The following is a 14,433-nucleotide window of genomic DNA, read 5'->3' as shown; positions in this document are numbered from 1 at the left end:
CGCCGAACAGACCGCCGGCGATGACGATCATGATCTTGGCGAGCATGGACGAGGACGCCACGCCGACCGCTTTGGAAATGATCCGTGAATTGTTGGTGTCGGCGAGGTCACGCTGGCCGAGCTCCTGCGAGCGCGACAGGAAGGTCTTGTAGAGCGTTCGCAGCGTATCGACCTGACTCTGCAGCTCACGCGCCTGAATGGCGGCGGCACCGGCGTCGAAGCTCACGCCGGTCAGGTCGTTCAGGCGCCGTTCGAGCGCCGCGACATTGGCTTCGCCACGATCGACCGCGCTTTTGAGCGACACTTTGATGCGCTCGAGTTCCTGTTCGATCGCCTGACGCATGCCGGCGACCTGGCTCTGGATGGCGCGCATCTGCGGGTGATTGGCGCCGAGCGACGACGACCTTTCGTTCATTTGCGCCACGAGATCGGCATAGCGGGCGCGCATGGTCCCGAGCGGCACCGAAGCGATGGCCTCTGGGATGGCCCCGTCCTGCACCGAGCCGACCGTCAGAGACTTGGCCTGGTCATAGCTGGCGCGCTTTGCGCCGAGATCGGCCCGGGCCGCCAGAAGTTGTCGGTTGACGCCCTCGACCTGCTGGTCGATCACCAGCCCCTGCTGGCCGGTCGACACGATCTGGTTGGCCGCCTTGAAGGCCTCAAGCTCGTTCTCGGCCTTGCGCAGGCGCTGTGCGAGCGCCTGGGCCTGCAGCTGGAACGCGTCCGAAGCGCGCTCTGACGCTTCGCTCTTGGCTTCGTGGATCTTCTTCAGATAAACGCTGGAAATCGCATTGGCGATTTCCGCAGCCTTGACGGGATCCTGGTGCTTGAACGCGACGGCGACGACGAAGGACTGGCCCTGCTGCGTCACGAAGAGATTCTTCTGCATCACGGCGATCGCCGCCGAGCGGGCCAGGTCTTTGTCCGGTGGCGCTTTCCTGACCAGGAATGGGTCGTTGGTCAAATCGAGCTTGTCGACCACCTCGCCGAGAATCTCGGCGGATTGAATCAGGTAGATCTGGCTCTCCAGCATCGCCGCATCCTGCGCGGGTCCCGCGATCTGCGGCGAGAGTTCCGTCTGGACCGTCGAGAGCCCCTCCGGATCGATCAAAATCTGGGCGATAGCCTGGGTCGGCGTCTTGACCACAACCGCATAGGCGCCGGCAAGGACCAGGCAAATCGCCGCCGTGACGACGACATAGAGCCACCGCCGCAACAGAATGCCCGGGAGTTCGAAGATGTCCATGCTCATGCCTTGGTTCTGAAGCGGCCTTTAAATGGCTGGAATCGAGCCGCCCATTGGTCCGCAAGTATCGCGGCTTATGGTTAACGGAAGATAAATTCAAAGGGGTTCGCCGCCATCGAAGGAGGCATTCAAGGCAGCCACCAAGGTGATCCCGGATCGGCCAGAGCCGGAAAACACGAAAGCCCGCCGCGGGAGGAGGTGCGACGGGCTTTCGGTAAACTCGATGACGACTTGGGAGGAGGAGCGTCGTCATCCTACGATGCAGAACCCTTGGGAGGAGGAGTGGATCCTGCGATCTACAAGGCTTTGCGGGAGGAGGATGCATCGCCTTGTTGAAGATAGGTATAGCCGCGACCGCGAAAAAGCGCCAGCAAAATTGCTGCAGTGCAGCTATGCGATTTCCGCACGGCGCGCATGGAAAACCCGCCGGGCTGCGCCTCGGCGGGTTCTCGCAATTAATTCGGCACAGGATCAGGCGGCCGCCAATTCCTTCTTCACCATGGCGCGCAGCGCGACCAGATCCTTGGCGAAGGCGCGGATGCCCTCGGCAACTTTCTCCGTCGCCATGGCGTCTTCGTTCATCATCCAGCGGAAAGTCTTTTCATCGACGGCAATCCTGTCGACGGGCGTGGACCGTTCCGGCGACAACTTCCTTTCGAGCGTTCCCTGATCGGCGTCGAGTTGTTCCAGCAGCGCCGGGCTGATCGTCAGCCGATCGCAGCCCGCCAACGCCTCGATCTCGCCGGTGTTGCGGAAGGATGCGCCCATGACCACGGTGTCGATGCCATGCGTCTTGTAGTAATTGTAGATCTCGCGCACCGACACCACGCCCGGATCGGTTTCCGACGTGTAGGTCTGGCCCGTCGACTTGGCGTACCAGTCGAGGATGCGGCCGACGAAGGGCGAAATGAGAAAGACCTTGGCGTCGGCGCAAGCCACGGCCTGGGCCATGCTGAACAACAGAGTCAGATTGCAGTCGATGCCTTCTTTCTGCAGGATCTCGGCGGCGCGGATGCCTTCCCAGGTCGAGGCGAGCTTCACCAGGATGCGGTCGCGCTCGATACCGCGCTCTTTATAGGCGGCGATGACGCCGCGCGCCTTGTTGACCGAGCCCTCGATATCGAAGGAGAGGTCGGCGTCGACTTCGGTCGAGACGCGGCCGGGAACGAGCTTGGAGAGCTCGACGCCGACCGAAATGGCCAGACGATCGGCCACCGAGGCGATAACCGCCTCTTCCGCCCCGCCCTGTTTCTTGCCCCAGGCAATGGCTTCAGCGACCTGATCCTTGAACATCGGGGTTCCGAGAGCCTTGAGCACGATGGTCGGATTGGTCGTGCAGTCGATCGGCTTGAGTTTCGCCACGGCTTCGATATCGCCAGTGTCGGCCACGACGGTGGTCATGGCGCGAAGTTGTTCCAGTTTGGATGTCACATTGTCCTCCGTTCGAGCTACTCGGACCCGGCGCGCCGGAGAATCCGCGAGAGAAATATATGGCTTGTCTATTGCCGGATTATGCGACTTATGTCAAACAAAGAGCGCAAATGTTTCAGAAAAAATGCGCTGGGTTTCGGAGCGCCAAGCTGCGGCTTCGATGTCAACGTGGCGCGGCGCGCAAGGTTGCATCGCCCCTGCCCAGCGGAGGGCCGGACGAGAAATGACTGGGAGAACGAAGACAGTTGGCGAAACTCGAGCGAAACAATCATACACATCTGATGGATTCGCGCGCGCTGCGGCTCAGGGCCGCCTGGCTCTATTACAACCGTGGCCTGACGCAGAAGGACATCGCCGAACATCTCGGCGTCAGCCGCTCCACCGTCATTCGCATGCTGGATGAAGCGCTGAAGCGCGCCGAAGTGCAGATCTGGATCAACGAACAGCCGGGCGATTGCACCGCGCTCGCCCTGCGCCTCGAGGAGATGCTGGGGCTCGACGAGGCCGTCGTGGTGCCGGGAGAAGGAAACACGGACGAGACCGCGCGCGATGTCGGCGCGGCGCTGGGTCGCTTTCTCTCGGAAGTGATCGCGGATGGACATGCCGTCGGCGTCGGATGGGGTCGCACGCTGAACGCATCACTGCAATCCTTCCGCCCTCCACGGCGCGAAAACGTGCAGATCGTATCCTTGCTCGGCGGCATCGTGGAAACCAATGCGGTCATCAATCCGATCGACTACTCCTGGCGGCTCGCGAGCCAGCTCGACGCCGATTGCCTGCTTCTGCTGGCGCCGCTGATCGTTGATTCGGCCGAGACCAAGCAGAGACTGATAGAGCGCTGCGGCCTCGGCAAACTTTTCGAGCGCGCCAAGAACCTCGACCTCGCCGTGATCAGCTGCGGCGATTTCAGCCCGACCGGCACGTCTATGTCGCACAATTTCATTTCTGCGGAGGACCATGCGTCGCTGCTCAAGACAGGCGCGGTCTGCGACACGCTTTGTCATTTCTTGGACGCGGACGGACGCGACGTCAGCCATCCGATCCAGGATCGCGTGATGACCGTCGGGCTCGATGCGATATCGCAGGCGAAGCACATCGTGCTCGCCTCGGGCGGCAGACGGCGGGTTCCGGCGATCAAGGCCACCATCAAACGCACCGGCTGCCATACGCTCGTGACCGACGAGGCGGCCGCGCGGGGCTTGCTCGGCCTGGACTGACGCCGCGACGCGCGGGATCTCTCCGGTCGCGTCTCAGAACACGACTTTTTCGAGAGGCCTGCGTCCGGCCTCGAACTCTCGCAAGGTCGCTTCGCGCGCTGCGATATAATTGCGGTCATAGGGCACCGCATCCTGGTGTCTGGCCAATTGCAACTGCATGATGAAGAGCCGGTCGTGGCGGAATGCGGTCTCCGACACGGCGAGATAGAACTCCCACATACGGAAAAACCGCTCATCATACAGCGCGATCGCTTCGGCCTTGCGCGCGACGAAGCGCTCGCGCCACGCCCGGAGCGTGTGCGCATAATGGATCGGCAGGATCTCGATATCCTTGATCAACAGGCCGGCGCTTTCGACGGCGGGGAGAACCTCCGCGATCGAGGGCATGTATCCGCCAGGGAATATATACTTTTCAATGAAAGGGTTGGTGGCGAAATTGGGCTTGGTCCTGCAGATCGAGTGCAGAACCATCACGCCCTTTTATCGAGGCAGCTGGAGACCTTGCGAAAAAACCGGCGGTAATTGCCGACGCCGACATGTTCGAACATGCCGACGGAGACGATGCGATCGAACTTGCCCTGGACATCCCGATAATCGGTGAGTTCGAAGCGCACGCGATTGGACAGCCCACGGCGCTGCACTCGATCTCGCGAGACCTTCAATTGCTCTTCGCTCAGTGTTACGCCCGTGACGTCGACATTCTCCGCTTCGGCGAGATACATCGCCATCCCGCCCCAGCCAGAGCCGATTTCGAGCACGCGGTTGCCGTCCTCGAGCAGCAGTTTGGCGGCGATATGCCGTTTCTTGGCCAATTGCGCCTCATCGAGTGAGATGCCCGGAGGCTCGAAATAGGCGCAGGAATATTGCCAGTCCTCGTCGAGAAAGAGGTCGAACAGCTTGGCGCTGAGATCGTAATGATGCGAGACGTTCTGCAGGTTTCGGTTGATGGGAAACCGGCTCCAAAGCTGTGTCGACAGAGCTCGGGCAAATGTCCTGGCGGCGAGCTTGACATTGCCCGCCTTGCGGACGCCGTTGCGCCTGAGCAGCGACAGGAGATCGAAAATATTGCCGGCTTCGAGGATCAGCCTGCCGTCCATATACATTTCGGCGAGTTTGAGCGCAGGATCATCGACGATAGCCCGCTCTGCTTCGGCGTCGGCAATGCGAACGACGATGGTGTCTTCCGAGCCGTCGCCGAAGGTCCTCGTGTCGCCCGAGGCCAAGACGAGCTTGAGCGACCCTGTCTGCACGATCTTGCCAATCATTTGGGCGACGTCCGCCATACGATCCTCCCTGCCCCAGGGCAAATGATTACTGGAATCTAAATAAGAGAATGCGTCGGAGCGACAGCGACCGCAAGTCGAAATCGCCGAAGCCGGCAATCTCGGGCGCTGTCAGGATCGCCGAATGGCTATCGGGGAAGCTGAGAATCGAAAAGGCCTGCCGTGGGAGGAGGATACGGCAGGCCTTCGAAAGTCGGCTTGGCGACGGGAGGAGGAGTGTCGCCAACCCTGCGAAGCAGCCTGGGAGGAGGAGTAGCTGCTTCGGTGAAGAGCTGCGCTGGGAGGAGGATGCGCCGCTCTCGTGGGGAAATAGATAGCCTGGACGATCGTGCGCAAAAAGTCTGAATTTCGCAGCGCAGCCATGCAATTTTTCGATAGGTCATCCCGCCTTGTCCGCAAGCTCATGAAAAATATGATTTATCGGGAATGCGCTCAACTTGGGCGGGCGAACATCCATGTTCAAATATGACAGGATTGAGGCAGCCCGAGCGCAAAAAAGCGCCCGCCTTCATGGTGAAGGCGGGCGCTTGAGATTTCTGATTTTTATCGGCGAGAGCGATTAAGCCGCGGCCGAGGCGCGTGCGATGCGACGGATATCGTCGCGGGCGATGCCGAGGTCGTTCAGTTCGCGGTTGCTCATGCGACCGAGTTCGTTGACGGTCTGACGATATTTGCGCCAAGCGTTGATGCTGCGTGCGACGTTCATGATGATCCCTTTCCCGGGTCTTTGTGACGTCAGCTGCTATGCGTTTCCGCTTTGCCCCGGCGTCGTTTCGATGATTGGAATATAGGCGCTGCGAGAGTTTTCTAACAGCGCAAAGCTCTCACTGCACCCATGCTTCCAGCGCATATCTTCGCCGGAAACACTGGAAGCGCAGGCTTCGGGCCCCTCTTCGGTGGTATTCTCGTCGATCGTCTTGCCAAGTTTCGCCCCGGGGCTAAGCCCCGATGATACCGTTAACAGGAGCCCCGCCCGGGATGGCCGACAATCGCAAGCCGCCGACCATGGCCGATATCGCCCGCATCGCGGGCGTCTCCCTGATGACGGTGTCCCGAGCCTTTAAACCAGACAGTTTGATCAGCCGGGAGACGCGCGAAACCGTCCTGACGACCGCCGAGAACATCGGCTATGTCTTCGATTCCACCGCTTCCAATTTTCGATCGCAGAAATCCGATTTCGTCGCCGTCACCATTCCGGCGATCAGCAGCCCCAATTTCGCCGACACGATCGGCGGGCTGGCGGATCGTCTGGCGTCGCGCGGCCTGCAGATCCTGCTCGGCTACACCAATTACCACATGCAGGATGAGGAGCGGCTGATCGAGCAGTTTCTCCGGCGCAAACCTCAGGCGATCGTGGTCACCGGCGGCAGGCATACCGAGCGGGCCCGCAAGCTGCTGCAGAACGCCCATATGCCTGTGATCGAAACCTGGGATTCCCCGAGCGAGCCGATCGGCAATTACGTCGGCTTTTCCAATGCCGGCGCCGTGCGGCAGATGGTCGATCATTTCGTGGCTGTCGGCTATCGTCGCATCGCCTTCATCGGCGGCGATGTCGGACGCGACACGCGCGGCAGCGACCGGCGCATGGGGTTCGTTGCCGCGATGGCCGCGCACGGACTCGATGCGTCGCGACTGATCGCCGCCGGCCCGCCGCCGATTTCGGCTCTGGAGGGCGCCGCGGCGATGGCGCGGCTGTTGGAAGCCTATCCCGACACAGAGGCGGTAATCTGCGTCTCCGACCAATCCGCCTTCGGCGCCTTGACCGAGTGCCAGCGGCGCGGCCTTACGCCGCCCACGGATATCGGCGTCGGCGGCTTCGGCAATTTCGAGATCGGCGCGGTGTCCAATCCCCGGCTCACCACCATCGATCCCTCGTCGCGGCTGATCGGTGAACGCACCGCAGCACTGATCCTCGACATCCTCGATGGCCGTCCGGGCGACAACGTCGAAATCGCCCCGGCCCTGATCGTGCGCGAGAGCAGCCGTTAGGGTTCCTGCAGATTTTTTGGAAGTCGATAGGCGATGACGTAGTCGCCAGGCGTGGTTTCGAGCGCCGCATGGCCACCGGCGACGATCACCACGATCTGATCGCCATTCGCGTCGAGATAGGTCATCGGCGTCGCCTGTCCCCCGCGGGCAGCCTGGCGCGCCACAGCTCCTCGCCGCTGGCGACATCGTAGCCGCGGATGTAATCGTCAAGCGTCGCAGCCAGAAAAGCCACGCCTCCGCGCGTGACGATCGGCCCGCCGATGCCGGGAACGCCCATTTCGAAACGCAGCGGAACCGGCGCCAGATCGCGCACGGTGCCGTTGACGCGTTTGTAGCGCAGCGCCCCCGTATCGAGATCGGCGCTGGCGACGTAGCCCCATGGCGGCGCCTGGCAGGGTAGGCCGAGCGGTCCCACGAAGGGTCCGAGACGCACGCTGTAACGCAGCCCGGCATTGTCGATCAGCACGCTCTTCATGCGCTTCGGCGGGGTCTCCTTCGGCTTCTCATGCGGCACCAGCCGCGCCACATAAGCCAGATAGGTCGGCATGCCGAACAGGATGCGGCGTTCGGGGTCGACCGCGATCCCGCCCCAGTTGAAGACGCCGAAATTTCCGGGATAGACGATCGTTCCCTGCTGCGAGGGCGGCGTATAGCGCCCTTGGTAGCGGCGGGAGTGAAACCGGATGCGGCAGGAGAGCTGGTCGAACAGCGTCACACCCCACATATCCGCCTCGGTCAACGGCGGCGGCGAGAAGGACAGGGTCGAAAAAGGCTGCCGAGGCGCGGTCTGTTCTCCCGCAATCAGGCTCGCCGGCGCCTCCGCCTCGCCGACGGGCAGCAGGGGCGCGCCGGTCCGCCGGTCCAGCACATAGATGTCGCCCTGCTTGGTGGGCGCGGCGAGCGCCGGGACCATTTCGCCGGAGGCGGCGCGGAAGGAGAAGAGCGAGGGCTGCGCCGGAACGTCCATGTCCCAGAGGTCATGCCGCACCGTCTGGAAGGACCAGCGCGCCCTGCCCGTTTCGACGTCGAGCGCCACGATGGCTGAGGAGAACTTCTCCATCGACGCGCTGCGCCCTTGTCCCATCTGATCCGGAGGGCGATTGCCCATCGGCGCATAGACCAGTCCGAGGTCCTCGTCGGCCGAGGAAATCGACCAGCTGTTGGGCGAACCCGCCGTGTAGAATTCGCCATCGCCGAGCGGCTGGGTGGCGTCGGGATTGCCGGAGTCCCAGTTCCACAGAAGCCGGCCCGTGACTGCGTCATAGGCGCGGATCACGCCGGAGGGAGCGTTCAGTCCAGCGCTGTCGCTGACCGCGCCGCCGATGATGATCCTGCCCTTGGCGATTACCGGCGGGGATGTATTGTAGAAGAAGCCGGTTTCCGCATGCGGCAGGCCGCGCAGCAGATCGACGACGCCATTGTCTGCGAAGCTTCGGCATAGCGCGCCGGTTTCCGCGTCGATCGCAGTCAGGCGGCCGCCGGCTGCGGGCAGGAAAATCCTCTGGCTGCATGGCCCGTCAGGCTGCCCAGCGTCGTGAAAATAAGAAACGCCGCGGCAGCTCTGACTGCGAGGGGCCGCCTTGACGTGTTTGACCGCGTCGAAGCGCCAGATCTCCCGCCCCGTCGTCGCATCGAGCGCGATGACCTGGCTATGCGGGGTGCAGAGATAGAGCCGGTTGCCGATTTTGAGCGGCGTCGCCTGGTAGCTGGCTTCCACGACTTCCTTGCCGCGCTTCTTGTCTCCGGTCCGGTAACGCCACGCTTCCTCCAGCAAACCGATATTGTCGGGCGTGATCCGGTCGAGCGTGGAAAAGCGTTGCCCCGCCAGCGAGCCGCCATATTGCGGCCAATCGGCGCCGGGCGCATCCGCAGCCGGCGCCGGGGCCTTCGCGAGCGCCGCCTGCGGCGCGAGGTCGTAACTCGAGAATTCACCGATCGCCACGACGACGGCGACCAGGGCCAGGGGATAACCGATATAGCCGATGCGCGGCGTCACGAATGTGCGCCGGTCGAGCCGCTTCCGCAACCACGGGGCCGACAGCCACAGACCCGTCAAAACGACGAGACCGATACGGGGCGACAGCCCCCACCAGTCCAACCCGGTCTCGGCGATCGCCCATGCCAGCACCCCCACGACCACCAGACCGAAAACCGGCAGCGCGACGGGATCGCGCCGCCATAGCAGCAGGGACGTCACGAGATAGGCGACGCCGATCGAAACATAGGCGGGCTGCCGCCCAGCGACACAAGCGTCCATCCCTGCCGCGCCAGCATGAGCCCGATCGCCGCGCAGGCGATGGATGTAATTTTCTCGATCAAGAGGCCCTTCCTCCCATGGCGTCGACCTCTAGCAGATGGCTGCAGCGGCCGAAAGGCGCGCAATACGCCCATCCCCTTGAACATTCACAAAAATCCCGTGACCGGACAACCGCCTTCGACCACGGATTTCTAATCCTCTTACCGAATTGACTTCATTCCCACTTTTCAATTATATTGAATGGACGTTCAGCAAATAAGGATCAGGTCGATGACGATGCAGACCAAGATTGCCGCACCGCCCCAGGGCTGGGATCGACGCGGACTGCCTGGCTGGACCTATCACAGCCCCGCTCTGCTGGAGCTCGAAAAGGAGCATGTGTTCAGGCGTATGTGGCAGCTCGCCTGCCATGTCTCCGACCTGCCCACGCCCGGCAGCTACATCACGCTGGACATCGTCGGAGAGCGGGCGCTGGTGCTGCGCGGGCAGGATGGCGCAATCAGGGCGTTTCACAATATCTGCAAGCATCGCGGCTCCCGGCTCGTCGCCGACGAGAAAGGCGTCTGCCGCAATGCGCTGGTCTGTCCGTTTCATGGCTGGGTGTATAATCTCGACGGCACGCTGCGCGGGCCGGCGCGGCCGGACACCTTTCCGCCGCTCGACAAGCGCGAATTCGGCCTCAGCGAAATCGATTGCGAGGTCTGGCTCGGTTTCGTCTTCATCCGCGTCGCCGCCGGCGATCAGCCCGCCATCGCTGATCTCATGGCCCCCTATCACGAGCAGCTCGCCCATTACCGGACGGATACGGCCGTGCCTGTCGGCAAGCTCTGGACGCAGACCTCGCCGGTCAATTGGAAGTCGGTGCGCGACGTCGACAATGAGGGCTATCACGTCGCCATGGCGCATCCGGCGCTGCAGGATCTCTATGGCTCGAACTATTACGACGAGCCCTTCGTCGATGGCGTCTGCCGGTCCTTCGCCACCTACAATCCCCATGCCGGCAGGCGCTGGAGCGTGCGCAACTATGTGAAACTGTCGAAAAACTCGATCGGCCTGCCGGAGACGCTGGAAAAGGCCTGGATATATTACGGCCTGTTTCCCAACACTGTTATCGCCGTCACCCCTGAGGCCATTCAGTTCTACCAGGAATTTCCGCTTTCGACCGGCGAGACGCTGCTGCGCGGCGCGGTCTATCGCTATCCCGAGGAAGACCGCCGCCAGCGGCTCGCCCGCTATCTCGCCGCCCGCATCGACCGCGACACGATGGCGGAGGACGTGCAACTGACCGTCTGGTCGAACGAGGCGATGGCGTCGAAGAATTTTTCGAGCTTCTTTCTCTCCGATCTCGAATATGGCGTGCGCACCCATCACGATCATCTCCGCCGAGCGCTGCCGGTGATGACGCTCGACGCCGCCCCGCCGAGAGCGACATGGACGCCGTCAACGCCGCGCTCCGCCTTGCGCCGCCTGCGCCCCTGCCCTGACGGCGCGCGCCAGCCGCTTCAGCAAAATCACGCCCCCTCTCATCATCCGCACGGATCGATGCTAGGAGGGGGCATCATCAAGCTGGAGATTCTTCTGTGAGCGAAGACTGGACCAAACCCGTGACCCTGGCGCTCGAAGGCCCTGGCACATTCACCACGATCCGCAATCTCCGGGAAGCCTCCTGGGCGCTGATCGAGGACTGGCCGCTCGAAGACGGCCCGGCGCTCGACCGGGCGCTGACGGTGATCGAAGCCGCCATCAAGGGCAAGAAAAAGCCCGAAGACGCCCGCATGGCCTTCATTGCAGCGGCGCGCGAGGCGCAAATCGAGATGCGGGAGTGACGGGCGCCTCTCTGCGTCAACATGGCCGCTGTCGCGAGACCCCATTTGGGCGTAGGGCTCCCTCACTTAACAAGGGTCAAAATGATATGCAGTCGTCCGACATCTGGGATTGGTTCCCCATCGTGTTTTTCCCGCTCAAGATCGCCGTGCTGGGGGTTGGCATGTTCTATGCGATCAAATGGCATCGCGATCAGGATAGGAAGCGGTAGAGGACGGAGGAAAGAAGCTGGCTGTTTGCCGGCTTTGCGCCAGTAGCGGAAATTGCTGCTGCCGAAAACTCCCTTATTACGACGTTGCAAGAGTCAAGAAAATAAGCGTCGCTTTACTCCGGATTTTTGCGACGTCACCGTTTTCCACTTGAACCGAACTTAGCGTCATACCGCATTGGAAATTCCGGGGGCGGGTACTTTTGATGAAACATCGCCCAAATAGATATAAAGCTTTTATGGCTTCTCTGGACTGTTGATATAAGTACAGCGTTATTATTCTAGAAATCCTGTTATATAAACGATACCGCCTGATATTACTACCACGTAAACTCCCGCAATTACGGCTGTACAAAAGCACTGAAATAACCCCTACCAACAAGACTTCTGAAAATATAATGGGCTTCGAGATAGACGATACTATCACAATTTCGGAAAAAATTGAGTTTCAGAGCGCATCCGATGAACGCGGAATAGCGTTAAGGATTCCCTTGGATGCCGAATTCTGATTCCATCGCTCCGACTTGTGATTTGCTTAAAACGTGTCGCATCTATTCTGCCTCATATCCAGCTGCCCTGAAGAAGTTTTGACAATCTGTCACGGAGAATAGGCCGACAATGTCGCCGAGGGCTTTGGTTATGTCGTCGAATGTTCGCGCCGCTCGCTTCCGCAGCAGCGTCTTGAGTTTCGAGAAGGCCATCTCGATCGGGTTCAGGTCGGGGGAATAAGCAGGCAAGAACAGCATCCATGCGCCGCGCGCCTTCACCAGTTGCTCGGCGCGTTCGCTTTTATGGAAGCGGACATTGTCGAGAATGACGACATCGCCTTTCTGCAGGGTCGGCGCGAGTTGGGTTTCGATCCAGGTTTCGAAACTGCGGCTGTTCATCGGCGCATTGACGATCCAGGGCGCGGTCAGACCATGGCATCGGAGGCCTGCAATAAAGGTCTGCGTCTGCCATTTGCCGAAGGGCGCATGAGCGTTGAAGCGCGCGCCCCGGGGCGACCATCCGGTGCGCTTTGTCAGCTGGGTGTTGGTCGATGTCTCATCGACAAAGATCAATCGCGCCAATGCCTTGTTGAAGAAGCGCTTGCGACGATTGACCCACAGATCACGCGCTTGAGCGATGTCGGGCCTCAGTTGCTCGCTTGCCTTGAGGCTTTTTTTTATTGCTGAACCCCAGCCCGTTGAGAAAGCGGCTGAGCGTCGAACGATGGACGTCGACGCCGCGACCGGCCAGTTCCACACACAACTCATCCAGCGTCACCTCGCCGTTGCGGGCGATACGTTCGCCGATCCACTGGCCATGGGCGGTCAGCTTGCCGCCTGGTCCATGGCCCTGGCGCGCCGGCGAAAGCGAGCCCGTCGATCGGTGCAGGATGATCATATTGTTGACGAAACGCGGCGAAACCCTGAAATGCCGCGCAGCCTCACGGTGGCTATTGCCTTCTTTCACAAACCCAACAACACGCAAACGCAATTCGATCGGATGCGGCTCGCCCATGGCGGTTCTCCTTCCACGCACGAAGGAAACCACACATTCCTTTCAACGGGAATCCCGAATCCAAAAAAACGCAACCCGCTTTAGCTGCGTTCTGGCTGCGTCACAGGATGGCATGTCGGCGCGTTCAGCGGCAGCCCGATTTGGGATTGGGATTGGGATTTCAACAGCCATCGCTTGGACTGCGAGTGCGCGTGCTGGTCGGTTGACGCCTTCAAAACAGGGACAAATGCGACGACAGTCGGTGCTCTCTCGCGCCAGCCACGGACGTATGAGCCGTTTTCGCGAAGCAGGATATATGTACGAGATATTGACATAGAGTACGCGCTTACGTGAATAGTAAAATTTTGGACATTAAGAGGATGGTCCATGACTGAAAAAGGCAAAAACCGAATTGGTGACGCGGAGGTAGAACGTGAAAACAATGCTAACGCTAAAGACGATCCAGAAGATAATTCTAATAAAATTGATTTCGAGAAATCTCATATTATGTTACTTGAAACACTTACAAATGGAAACAGTAAATCCAATAGAATTCAGATTGTTACATTTTCTTTTGGCGTGTTAATATCAATCCTTAGCGTTTTTCAGCAGCTTTTTGGCTTTCCTATAATGAGGGCTGACGGGGATAGTTTTATTTTCGCAGCCCTAATATTGGGTGCCGGTTTTGCCATAATCATATCATCCTTGGTTATAGTTCAGCGCCAGAATTCCACTGACAGATCCGTTCGCGCTGAGTTGCTCGACCGATCTAACGTTGCAAATAGCACTTCATCTAACGCCTCAGAATCAAGGCTTTCAGAAATGAGGAAGACGGCGCCTGCACCGTTGCATCGAATTCATGATCGCCTCAAAGAGCACCTTGACAGACTTCGAGGTTTTGCATTCGCCAACATTATTATTGGAAGCTTGATCGCCGCCGCAGGCATTGGTGTTATATTTAGTCTTTTTTCCGGAGTGCTTGACATACACGGGGGAGATATTTCGTCTATACGCGAAACTGACTATATGGCTTTTATTTTAATTCTTTTTCTTCCAAGGATATCAATTGTTATATTGATTCAAATATTTGCTTACTTTTTTCTCAGCATGTATAGGGCAAATCTGAGAGAGATTAGATATTTTCAGATCGAGCTCAACGACATTGATTTGATGGCAGAGGGTCTTCAATTGGCAACTCAGGGAAATTTTGGCATAGAGAACAAGGATACGATAGACAAAATATTCAACATGGTAAAATATAGAGGCGACACTTTCCGCGCGGCGATCGCGTCTGATGAAGCGCTAGAGACCTTCGAAAAACTCTCGGTCCACGGAAATATATTAGAGACAGTAAAAGAATTAACTGGAAGTAATGCGACGAAACAGCCTCTTAGAAAACGGCGACGTACATCGACTTCTTCTCCCGTTGATGGAAAAACGCAAAACTGAAGCTTTGTCTTCAGACATTGATCGATAAGCACCCCTCACTTTGTTGT

General features: G+C 59.6%; 10 protein-coding genes and 3 pseudogenes (1 of these 13 only partly in view). 6 read left to right on the top strand and 7 right to left on the bottom strand.

The features are described 5' to 3' along the window. Nucleotides 1–1,252, bottom strand: the 5' portion of a protein-coding gene (locus tag H2O14_RS23095) for a GumC family protein (RefSeq protein WP_182829735.1). The gene continues 776 nt to the left of window position 1, outside the view; the window shows 1,252 of its 2,028 coding nt (coding positions 1–1,252); its start codon is at nt 1,250–1,252; its stop codon lies beyond the left edge, outside the window. Nucleotides 1,253–1,717: 465 nt separating this feature from the next. Further along, nucleotides 1,718–2,677 carry a transaldolase gene (gene tal, locus H2O14_RS23090; protein ID WP_182829734.1) on the bottom strand — a complete coding sequence of 320 codons (960 nt, stop codon included), beginning with the start codon at nt 2,675–2,677 and terminating at the stop codon, nt 1,718–1,720. A 245-nt stretch (nt 2,678–2,922) separates the two neighbouring features. Here tal and H2O14_RS23085 point away from each other — a divergent pair, with 245 nt between their 5' ends. After that, nucleotides 2,923–3,894, top strand: a complete 972-nt coding sequence (locus H2O14_RS23085; protein ID WP_409526969.1) for a sugar-binding transcriptional regulator — start codon at nt 2,923–2,925, stop codon at nt 3,892–3,894. A gap of 33 nt (nt 3,895–3,927) precedes the next feature. On the opposite strand, the pseudogene H2O14_RS23080 reads toward H2O14_RS23085, so the two are convergent. Together H2O14_RS23080 and H2O14_RS23075 are read right to left on the bottom strand one after the other, a co-directional pair. Continuing rightward, nucleotides 3,928–5,177 (bottom strand): annotated as a pseudogene (locus tag H2O14_RS23080) (class I SAM-dependent methyltransferase). A gap of 559 nt (nt 5,178–5,736) precedes the next feature. Continuing rightward, nucleotides 5,737–5,883, bottom strand: coding sequence for a DUF1127 domain-containing protein (locus tag H2O14_RS23075; protein ID WP_182829733.1), 147 nt, complete (start codon nt 5,881–5,883; stop codon nt 5,737–5,739). A gap of 272 nt (nt 5,884–6,155) precedes the next feature. On the opposite strand from H2O14_RS23075, the gene H2O14_RS23070 reads away from it, so the two are divergent. Then, the gene (locus tag H2O14_RS23070) at nt 6,156–7,166 is read left to right on the top strand and encodes a LacI family DNA-binding transcriptional regulator (protein ID WP_182829732.1); all 1,011 of its coding nucleotides are present in this window, start codon (nt 6,156–6,158) and stop codon (nt 7,164–7,166) included. Here H2O14_RS23070 and H2O14_RS23065 read toward each other — a convergent pair. Beyond that, nucleotides 7,163–9,485: pseudogene (locus H2O14_RS23065) on the bottom strand (membrane-bound PQQ-dependent dehydrogenase, glucose/quinate/shikimate family). The gene H2O14_RS23070 and the pseudogene H2O14_RS23065 overlap by 4 nt on opposite strands. Nucleotides 9,486–9,693: 208 nt before the next feature. On the opposite strand from H2O14_RS23065, the gene H2O14_RS23060 reads away from it, so the two are divergent. Together H2O14_RS23060 and H2O14_RS23055 are read left to right on the top strand one after the other, a co-directional pair. After that, nucleotides 9,694–11,007 carry an aromatic ring-hydroxylating oxygenase subunit alpha gene (locus H2O14_RS23060; protein WP_246697732.1) on the top strand — a complete coding sequence of 438 codons (1,314 nt, stop codon included), beginning with the start codon at nt 9,694–9,696 and terminating at the stop codon, nt 11,005–11,007. Continuing rightward, nucleotides 11,004–11,249 (top strand): DUF982 domain-containing protein, encoded by a 246-nt coding sequence (locus tag H2O14_RS23055; RefSeq protein WP_182829731.1) that lies wholly within the window; start codon nt 11,004–11,006, stop codon nt 11,247–11,249. The genes H2O14_RS23060 and H2O14_RS23055 overlap by 4 nt, the downstream gene beginning before the upstream one ends. Before the next feature lie 757 nt (nt 11,250–12,006). Here H2O14_RS23055 and H2O14_RS27985 read toward each other — a convergent pair. Continuing rightward, nucleotides 12,007–12,516, bottom strand: a complete 510-nt coding sequence (locus H2O14_RS27985) for an IS630 family transposase (protein WP_246697731.1) — start codon at nt 12,514–12,516, stop codon at nt 12,007–12,009. A gap of 49 nt (nt 12,517–12,565) precedes the next feature. After that, nucleotides 12,566–12,958 (bottom strand): helix-turn-helix domain-containing protein, encoded by a 393-nt coding sequence (locus tag H2O14_RS27980; RefSeq protein WP_246697730.1) that lies wholly within the window; start codon nt 12,956–12,958, stop codon nt 12,566–12,568. Between the two features lie 112 nt (nt 12,959–13,070). On the opposite strand from H2O14_RS27980, the pseudogene H2O14_RS23045 reads away from it, so the two are divergent. Next, a pseudogene (locus tag H2O14_RS23045) lies at nt 13,071–13,202 on the top strand (IS630 family transposase); the annotation flags it as partial. A gap of 122 nt (nt 13,203–13,324) precedes the next feature. Continuing rightward, nucleotides 13,325–14,386 carry a hypothetical protein gene (locus tag H2O14_RS23040; RefSeq protein WP_182829730.1) on the top strand — a complete coding sequence of 354 codons (1,062 nt, stop codon included), beginning with the start codon at nt 13,325–13,327 and terminating at the stop codon, nt 14,384–14,386. Nucleotides 14,387–14,433: the final 47 nt, after the last annotated feature.

The sequence above is a fragment of the Rhizobium sp. G21 genome, assembly GCF_014158035.1.
In the GTDB taxonomy this organism is placed as follows: Bacteria; Pseudomonadota; Alphaproteobacteria; order Rhizobiales; family Rhizobiaceae; genus Rhizobium_E.
The sequence above is the reverse complement of the archived record's forward strand: the minus strand, read 5'-3'. Positions and strand labels throughout refer to the sequence as shown.